Source organism: Virgisporangium ochraceum, from assembly GCF_016863655.1.
GTDB classification, from domain to species: domain Bacteria; phylum Actinomycetota; class Actinomycetes; order Mycobacteriales; family Micromonosporaceae; genus Virgisporangium; species Virgisporangium ochraceum.
The window spans coordinates 19332-27454 of record NZ_BOPH01000013.1 but is presented as its reverse complement, the minus strand read 5'-3'; the positions used below and the strand labels follow the sequence as shown (position 1 = coordinate 27454).

Annotated in this window: 9 protein-coding genes; 3 read left to right on the top strand and 6 right to left on the bottom strand. The window is 72.2% G+C overall.

Going from position 1 to position 8123, the window contains the following annotated elements:
- Positions 1-805, bottom strand: an 805-nt coding sequence (locus Voc01_RS04675; RefSeq protein ID WP_239159952.1) for an RNA polymerase sigma factor SigF, incomplete at its 3' end; no start/stop codon positions are given.
- Between the two features lie 188 nt (positions 806-993).
- Between Voc01_RS04675 and ppk2 the strand changes: the two genes are divergently transcribed.
- Positions 994-1953: a polyphosphate kinase 2 gene (gene ppk2 / locus Voc01_RS04670; RefSeq protein ID WP_203926005.1), complete on the top strand. Its 960-nt coding sequence runs from the start codon at positions 994-996 to the stop codon at positions 1951-1953.
- A 19-nt stretch (positions 1954-1972) separates the two neighbouring features.
- Positions 1973-2560, top strand: coding sequence for an RDD family protein (locus tag Voc01_RS04665; protein ID WP_203926004.1), 588 nt, complete (start codon positions 1973-1975; stop codon positions 2558-2560).
- Here Voc01_RS04665 and Voc01_RS04660 read toward each other — a convergent pair.
- Positions 2538-3332: an aldo/keto reductase gene (locus Voc01_RS04660; protein ID WP_203926003.1), complete on the bottom strand. Its 795-nt coding sequence runs from the start codon at positions 3330-3332 to the stop codon at positions 2538-2540. The two genes, Voc01_RS04665 and Voc01_RS04660, sit on opposite strands and share 23 nt — an antisense overlap.
- A gap of 70 nt (positions 3333-3402) precedes the next feature.
- Here Voc01_RS04660 and Voc01_RS04655 point away from each other — a divergent pair, with 70 nt between their 5' ends.
- Positions 3403-3954, top strand: coding sequence for a hypothetical protein (locus tag Voc01_RS04655; RefSeq protein WP_203926002.1), 552 nt, complete (start codon positions 3403-3405; stop codon positions 3952-3954).
- Here the strand turns inward: Voc01_RS04655 and Voc01_RS04650 are convergent.
- The 4 genes from Voc01_RS04650 to Voc01_RS53970 are packed head-to-tail and all read right to left on the bottom strand — an operon-like array spanning position 3951 to position 8098.
- Positions 3951-4520 carry a hypothetical protein gene (locus Voc01_RS04650; RefSeq protein WP_203926001.1) on the bottom strand — a complete coding sequence of 190 codons (570 nt, stop codon included), beginning with the start codon at positions 4518-4520 and terminating at the stop codon, positions 3951-3953. The two genes, Voc01_RS04655 and Voc01_RS04650, sit on opposite strands and share 4 nt — an antisense overlap.
- Complete coding sequence (locus Voc01_RS04645; RefSeq protein WP_203926000.1) at positions 4517-5071, bottom strand: hypothetical protein; 555 nt, start codon at positions 5069-5071, stop codon at positions 4517-4519. The genes Voc01_RS04650 and Voc01_RS04645 overlap by 4 nt, the downstream gene beginning before the upstream one ends.
- On the bottom strand, positions 5068-5541 hold the full coding sequence (locus tag Voc01_RS04640; RefSeq protein WP_203925999.1) for an SMI1/KNR4 family protein: 474 nt from the start codon (positions 5539-5541) through the stop codon (positions 5068-5070). The genes Voc01_RS04645 and Voc01_RS04640 overlap by 4 nt, the downstream gene beginning before the upstream one ends.
- The gene (locus tag Voc01_RS53970) at positions 5534-8098 is read right to left on the bottom strand and encodes a YwqJ-related putative deaminase (RefSeq protein ID WP_203925998.1); all 2565 of its coding nucleotides are present in this window, start codon (positions 8096-8098) and stop codon (positions 5534-5536) included. The genes Voc01_RS04640 and Voc01_RS53970 overlap by 8 nt, the downstream gene beginning before the upstream one ends.
- Between the last annotated feature and the right edge of the window lie 25 nt (positions 8099-8123).

Genomic DNA, 8123 nt, shown 5'->3' with positions numbered 1-8123 from the left:
AGTCGTCGTCGAGGAGTTGGTGGCGTAGGGACGCCAGCGCCTTCGTGATCAGCCGTGACACGTGCATCTGCGAGATGCCCATCTCCGACGCGATCTGCGACTGGGTCAGGTTGCCGTAGAACCGCATCGCCAGGATCTTCTGCTCGCGCGACGGCAGCGTGGCCAGCAGCGGCGGCAGCGCCACCCGGGCGTCGACCTCGGCCAGGTCGGTGTCTTCGGTGCCGATCAGGTCGACGAGCGTGCTGGCACCGTCTTCGCCGCCGGCGGGGGCGTCGAGCGACAGGCTGTGGTAGGCGCCGGCGGCCTCCAGGGCCTCGATCGTCTCCTCCTCGCCGATCTCGAGGTGCTTGGCCAGGTCGGCGACGGTCGGCGACCGGCCCAGCCGCTGGGTCAGCTCGTCGGTGGCCCGGTTGATCTGCAGGCTCAGCTCCTGCAGCCGACGCGGGACCCGCACGTGCCACGTCTTGTCGCGGAAGTGCCGCTTCAGCTCGCCGGCGATGAACGGGACGGCATAGCTGGAGAAGCTCACCCCGCGGTGCGGATCGAACCCGTCGACGGCCTTGATCAACGCCAGGTTGGCCACCTGCACGAGGTCGTCGAAGGGCTCGCCGCGGTTGCGGAAGCGGGCCGCCAGGTGGGTGGCCAGCGGCAGCAGGTCTTCGATGATCTGGGCCCGGAGCCGGACGAACTCGGAGCTTCCGGCGTCGAGCGTCGCAAGCTCGGCGAGCATGACCTCGGAGCTGTTGCGGTCTCTCTGGGTACGAGAAGACTCACCGCTCTCGTCCGCGGCCGTCTCACCGGCCACAGCTTGCTCCTCCTGCACGCGCAGATCCTCACAGGTTCCGGGATCGGTCGGGGTGACCGTTGACATTCCCAGGCGGCCCATTCCTCACACCCCGGGAACACGCGCGAACGCGGGCCGCGCGGGATTGTTCACTCAGCCGCCGTGTCACGGGAACATGCCGGCCGGTCACCTGGGGTATGACGACGTGCATGAGTGCCGAGGTAAAGAGCCACCCGCCGCTGTTCCACGATCCCCGCCTGGAAGAACTCAACGTACTGGACAACCTCGGCGACTACCGGGTCGACTTCGACGACGAGGAGGAGCCGCTCCTCCTCGACAAGGACGGCAACGCCGTCGAGACATGGCGCGAGAACTACCCGTACCCGCAGCGCATGTCCCGCGAGCAGTATGACCGCGAGAAGCGCCAGTTGCAGATCGAACTGCTGAAACTGCAGAAATGGATCAAGCAGAACGGCGCCAAGCTGGTCATCCTCTTCGAGGGCCGCGACGCCGCCGGCAAGGGCGGCACGATCAAGCGGTTCACCGAGCACCTGAACCCGCGCGGCGCCACCGTGGTGGCATTGGAGAAGCCCAGCGAACGTGAATCGACGCAGTGGTACTACCAGCGGTACCTCGCGCACCTGCCGGCCGCCGGCGAGATCGTGTTGTTCGACCGGTCCTGGTACAACCGGGCCGGCGTCGACCGGGTCATGGGGTTCTGCACCCGCACGGAGTACCTCGAGTTCATGCGGCAGACCCCGGAACTCGAGCGGATGTTCGTCCGCTCGGGCGTCCACCTGGTGAAGTTCTGGTTCTCGGTGTCGCGCGACGAGCAGCGGACCCGGTTCGCGATCCGCCAGATCGACCCGGTGCGCCAGTGGAAGCTGTCGCCGATGGACATCGCGAGCCTGGACAAATGGGATGACTACACCGAGGCCAAGGAGGCGATGTTCTTCTACACCGACACCGCCGACTCGCCCTGGATCGTGGTCAAGAGCAACGACAAGAAGCGCGCCCGGCTGGAGGCGATCCGGCACGTCCTGGCCCAGTTCGACTACGAGGGCAAGGACGACGAGGTGGCGGTCCCGCCCGACCCGAAGATCGTCGGACGCGGACTGCGGGAGATCGACGACGACCCGAGCCGCATCTCGGTCTTCCCGAAACTGTGAGGGCGCCTAACCTGTCAGGGTGACCGAGTACGGGCAGTACCCGCAGTCCGGGTACCAGATGCCGCAGTATCCGCAGGGGTCGGCCGACCACCAGATGCAGCAGCCGGCCTTCCAGGTGCCGATGGCGCCCGACGGCCGGCCGTTGGCCGATCCCGGCAAACGCCTGCTCGCCCGCATCCTCGACAGCCTGTTCTGGTTCGTGGCGTATGCGCTGCTGGGCGTCGTGGTCGTGCTGTTCATCTACCTCGCGGTCGCGATCTTCGGTGACGACTCGCCCGTCGTGCCGATCATGGCAATCTTCCTGATGGTCCTCATCGTGCTCGCCAGCCTGTACGTGTACGAGGTCGAGCTCCCGTTCCGGTACAACGGGCAGACCCCGGGCAAGCGGATCATGAAGATCGCGATCGCCTCGCTCGAGCCCGGGGTTCCGCTCCGTCGCGGTCAGCTCACGTACCGGATGCTCATGACGCAGCTGTTCAACCTGCTGGGCAGCTGCTACGTGGGTCTCCTCGACCCGCTGTGGTGCCTGTGGGACAAGCCGTACAAGCAGTGCCTGCACGACAAGGGCCCGAAGACCGTGGTCGTCAGGGTCGATCAAGCTCGCTAGCACCCAGGTCGATCTCGGCCGCCGCCACGTTCTCGGCGAGATGGTCGAGCGACCGCGTGCCCGGGATCGGCAGCACCACCGGCGAGCGGTGCAGCAGCCAGGCCAGCGCCACCTGCGCCGGCGTCACGCCGATCCGGGCCGCGATCGCGTCGAGCCGGGCGTCGTGGCGGCCGCCCGCGACCGGCAGCCACGGAACAAAGGCTTTATGGGACCGCGTGCAGTGCTCCAGCACCGGCTCGTGGCTCCGGTCGGCCCAGTTGTACAGGTTCTGCACCGCCGCGACCGGTACCAGCTTCTCGGCTTCGGCCAGCTGCTCCACGGTCACCTCTGAAAGCCCGACCTCGGCGACCTTGCCTTCCGCGCGAAGCTCGGCCAGCGCGCCGACCTGGTCCGCGAACGGCACGTGCGGGTCGACGCGGTGCAGGTAGAACAGGTCGAGCCGGTCGACCCGCAGCCGGCGCAGGCTGAGCTCGGCCTGCTGCCGCAGGTACTCGGGCCGGCCGAGCGGCACCCACGACCGGCGGTCGGGCCGCGACTGGCCGGCCTTCGTCGCGATCACCAGCCCCGACGGGTACGGGTGCAGCGCCTCCGCGATCAGCTCCTCGTTGTCGCCGAGCCCGTACGAGTCGGCGGTGTCGATGTGCGTGACGCCGAGGTCGACGGCGCGCCGCAGCACCGCCCGCGCCGCCGAGCGGTCGGGCGTCCGGTCGAATGCGCCCGGACCGGTGAGCCGCAGCGCGCCGAAGCCGACGCGCATCTTCGGAATCTCCATGCGGGCACTCTGGCCGAGCGGCCGGTCACGCCCAACGATTTAGTGTCAGCTAAACCGATAGAGTTGAACCATGGCGCTGCGACTCGCCCGCACCAACGAGGAAGCGCACCTCTACATGGACCTGCACCCCTGCGGGTGCGGCGAGCTGCGGTTCCCCCGCAGCAGTTCCGTGATCGAGACCCCGGACGGCGACCTGGCCAGCCACTACACGGGCACCTGCCCGCAGGACGGTGCGCACCGCGAGTTCACGTTCCGGCTGCCGAAGCAGATCACGATGCCGCCCCGCGACGGGTCGGTGAGCTACGGCGGCACCGAGCCGTCGGAGCTGATCGATCCCGGCGAGTGGCTGAGCGTCGCCGACGCCTACGCCCGGAACGTGCCCGCCGACACGGCGTCGCTGGCCGCCGACGGGCTGGCGCAGGCCCGTTCGATGCTCACCCGCGCGGTCGCCGCGATCGACGAGGTGCTGAAGTTCATCCCCGACGGCGACGACCGGGTGCCGGAGGCGGCGTTCGCCACCGACCGAGGCCGGGCCGCGTACGCGAAGGAGCCGGGACGGTTCCGGCGGCCGCGCCTGGAGGCGGTGCGCACCACGTATGCGAACATCGCCGGTCAGCTCTAAGCCTCGACCACATCCAGGTAGAGGGCGTTCGACCCGACCAGCGCCGGCAGCGCGTGGAGGAAGCCTCCGAGCACGTCCTCGGGGCTCACCGGTTCGCCGGTGGCCCGCGTGGTCGCGATCGCGAACGCCTCGCTTACCGCCCACAGGCTCGTGCCGACCGTGCCCCACTGCCAGACCTCGAAGACCCGCGGCGGAACGGTGATCACCGGGTCGAGCCCGAACAGCCCGATGCCGAACCGGTCGGGGTCCGCGGGCGTGTTGCCCAGCGCGATGAGGATCGGCACCGCCTTGTAGGCGCGGGCGAACGCCTCCGGGTCGGTCAGCTCGACCAGCAGGCCGTCGCGCAGCAGGCCGTCGATGAGCGGTTCGGGGTCGGTGACCTCGCTGGCGGCGGCGACCTCCCGGCGGCCCCAGGGTGCGGCGAGGTCGCCGGGTGGCCGGTGCGCGGCCGCCCAGACCAGGAACGGCTCGTCGTCCGGGAACGAGACGCGGGTGCGTCCGACCCGGATGGTCCGGTGCCCGGGCGGGTGCTCCGACCCGGTGTAGTGACCGACAGGAAGCATCATGTGGTGGGCTCCACGTACACGAGGCTCATGGCGAGCAGGTGGTGGAGGGTGCCGAGGAAGCCGTCGGCCAGCTCCTCGGGCCGGTCGGGGGCGACCGCCCGGCAGGTTTCCCACAGGCTGTCGGCGAGCTGGCACGCGTCCCACAGGTCGTAGACGTCGCGGGTCACGTAGACCATGGGCCGGTCGAACAGTCCGATCGCGAAGAGGCCGGGTCGCTCGGCGGTGTTGCCGAGGCCGAGCATCCGGTGCCCCATGCGGTGCGCGCGGGCGAACGCCACCCCGTCGGCGGGGTCGACCTCGGTGGCCAGCCCGTCACCGACCAGCCCGTCGATCAGGTGGTCGACGGTCGTGCCGGCGGCCTCGGCGACCGCAGCGCGCGTCCAGGGCTGTTCGCCGACCCGGTTGGGCAGTCCGTGCATGAGCGCCCACGCGCCGAAGTGCGGGTCGTCGAGCGGGACGACCTGGGTTCCGACGCGCACGTTGCGGGCGTGCACGTCGGCGAGGTACTGGGTGCCGAGGAACTGTCCGAGCGGCACGACGAGCGGTGTCACGCGAGCCGTCGCAGCTGGTGCCCGAAGTCGTTGACGTCGTCGGCCAGCGGTACGAGGTGCCGTTCGCGTACCGCGTCGGCGGCCGCGCCGGGCTGCCCGGTCATCGCGTCCTCGGGCAGGAGGAGCACGGTGTCGGCTCCGGGCGCGGCCACCCGCACCACCAACAGGCCGCCGGACGGCGCGGCCACGACGAGGTAGTCGGTGGAGAGCCACGGCCGCCGGTACAGGCCGTCGGCGGCAAGAAGATCGAAGGGACGAAAGTGCGGGTGGACCCCGAACAGCGGCCGTTCCTCGAACAACACGAACGGGCAGCCCGGTATCCCATGCTCGCCGACGATGTAGGCGCCGTTGGTCGAGCCGAGCCAGGCGCGGTACACCGGCGGCAGGGGCCGGCCCAGCCCGGTCTCCACCATCGACACCCGCGACGCGTCGAGCCGCCCGTACGGACGCACGTCGGCGACCTCAGCCATGGAAGACCTCCGGCAGCCGCGCCTCGGCGGGCAGCTCGAACCCGAGCGCCTGCCGACTGATCTCCTCGGCCCGCTCCCGACTCACCGGACTGGGCGACCCGGCCGACCGGGCCCCGGCCGCCTCAAACCGCCGGGTCCGCGGACCGGTGGGCAGCATCGCCACGACCAGCAACCCGGTGGGCCGGTCGGCCTGGTCGGCGAGGGCGTAGTAGGCGAAACTCGGCTGGTCGGCGAGGGGCGCCCGCTGTACCGGCACCGAAACCGCCGCCCGCGCGACGGCCGCCACCGGGTCGGCCGCTGCGACGGGTGCTGCTGCGACGGGCGCGGGGCCGGGCGCTGCCGCCGGTGCTGGGGCGGTGCCGGGTGCCGACAGCAGCGCCGCCACCCCGAAGCCGGCCGCCGGCACGACGGGCTCCGGTTCCTGCTCCGCATCGAGCGTCGTCTGTTCGATCGCCGGGTCGGGGCGGGCCTCCGGTTCCTGCTCCGCCGCGGGCGCGGGCACCGGCGCCGGCTCCTCGGTCGCCGGTGGCGGGGCGACCGGGCGGGGCGGCCGTTGCGGCGGAACCAGCGGCGGCGGACGCACCGGCGAGATCGCCCGCACCGCGGCCGCCACCAGATCGGGGACCAGCCCCAGCTCCCGCGGCTCGCCAGGCCGGTACACGCCGACGTAGTGGAAGTCGTGGGTGCTCAGCAGCGTCAGGGTGGCCGGGTCGCCGCTGTGTGCGGCGCGGAAGTCCGCTCTCGCCTGGCGCCGGTCGGCGTCGCGGAGGGCGGCTCGGCCGTGGTCGGTGGTCAGGTCGTCGGCGTCGCATGGGGGGAGGCGGACCGGCTCGATGCCGGTGCGGGCGTACGGCGCCAGGTCGGGGCGGCCGGTCAGGTCGATGTAGACGCCGGTGGCGGTGGCCGTGTCGGCCAGCGGGGCGTCGAGCTCGCGGAGTACAGAGATACGGTCGGGCGGCAGGCCGATCACCTGGCCGGCGTACGCCGGCAGCCTCGGCACGCTCGCCGGCGCCGCCTCCCCGGCCACGGCCAGCCGGTGCAGGCGGTCGGCCAGTTCGGCGGCCACCGCCGCGGACCCGCCGGCCTTCCGGCTCGGGCCCGACAGGGTGCCGGTGAACGCATCGGCCAGCCGGTCTTCGAAGTCACGTTGCCAGGCCCGTTGCGGCGCGTTGAGCCGGGCCGGGTCGGCGGCCAGCACGGTCGCCACCGCCTTCGGGGTCAGCACCGGTGTGGCCAGCGCCAGCAGGGCCGCCGCCAGGTCGGGCGGCAGCGTGGTCCAGCGGCCGTTGGACTCCGCCGTTCCGGGCCGGACGCCCAGGTCGTCGATCAACGCGGCGATCTCGGCGCGCAGCGCCACCCGGCCGGCGTCGTCGGCCGCGGGGTAGGCCGCGACGAGCAGGCGCAGCTCGCCAAGCCGGGCACCGTTGTGCACGGTCGGCCGGGCGGGGTCGAACGGACCGTCGGCCAGCGCGGGCGGGGGCACCGACGCCGCCTCGGACTCGGCCCGGCCACCGGCGTCGAGCACCACCGACCAGACCTCGTCGACCCTGTCGAGGTACGGCGGCTGGTCGCCCGACACCTCCCGGGACGGGTTGTCGAGCCAGAACACGCCACCGCCCCGGTTGGCGGCGGTGAGCAGGTACGGGCCCCGGTTCGGCGCGGACCACGTCACCAGCACTAGCGCGGTGGCACCGGACCCGGCGGCCAGCAACCGCTGCGACACGCGCGACAGACCCGCCGCGCCGGTCCCCTCGGCATAGAACGGCGCCCCGAGCAGCCACTCCCGCTGCCGGATGTCGGTCGACCGCATGTCGCCGGGCGTCGGGACCACCACCGGCGCCGGCCGCGGCACCGGGTCCCAGCCACCCGCCTCGACGACCGTGACGCCCAGCGCCGGCAGCACCGTCTGGCACAGGCGGCACGCCGGCCGGACCGCGCCGTGTGGCCGGCCGTTCGCGTCGCCGATCTGCCGGATGGTCAGCGTCGCCCCGCGGAACGCCTGCAGCGCGTAGGAGCGCAGGTCGCCTGGGCGGCCCTCGCCGGTCCAGCGCTGTTCGACCTGGTAGAGCCGGTCGGAGACCAGCGTGAGCTCGACGCACTGCCCGATGCCGGCCCGCTGGCCGCGCCGGATGAGCGCCGACGTGCCCTCCGACAGCATCGCGGTGGCCAACGGGTGGCGGCCCAGCGGCTCACGCAGGCTGGTCTCGGTGGTGATCACCCCGTCGGACAGGGCCAGCGCTGCGGCGGTCCCATAGCCTCTGGCCCCGGCGGGACGCGGACCGCGCAGCGCATCGCCCAGCCCCCGCGCGGCGGACATCAGCGCGGCCGCCAGCGCGGCACCCTCAGCGGCAGCGCCCTCAGCGGCAGCGCCCTCAGCGGCAGCGCCCTCAGCGGCGGCGCCCTCAGCGGCAGCGCCGCTCATAGTGCCGCTCACGGTGCCGCTCAAGGAGCCGCTCGGGACACCGACGACCGGCGCCGGCGCCGGCGCCAACTGCCAGCTCATCGTGCCGCCGCCGGTGAGGCCAGCGGAGCGCTGGAACGAGGACGGGTCGACCACCACGCTGCCTTTCGACCTGGTAACC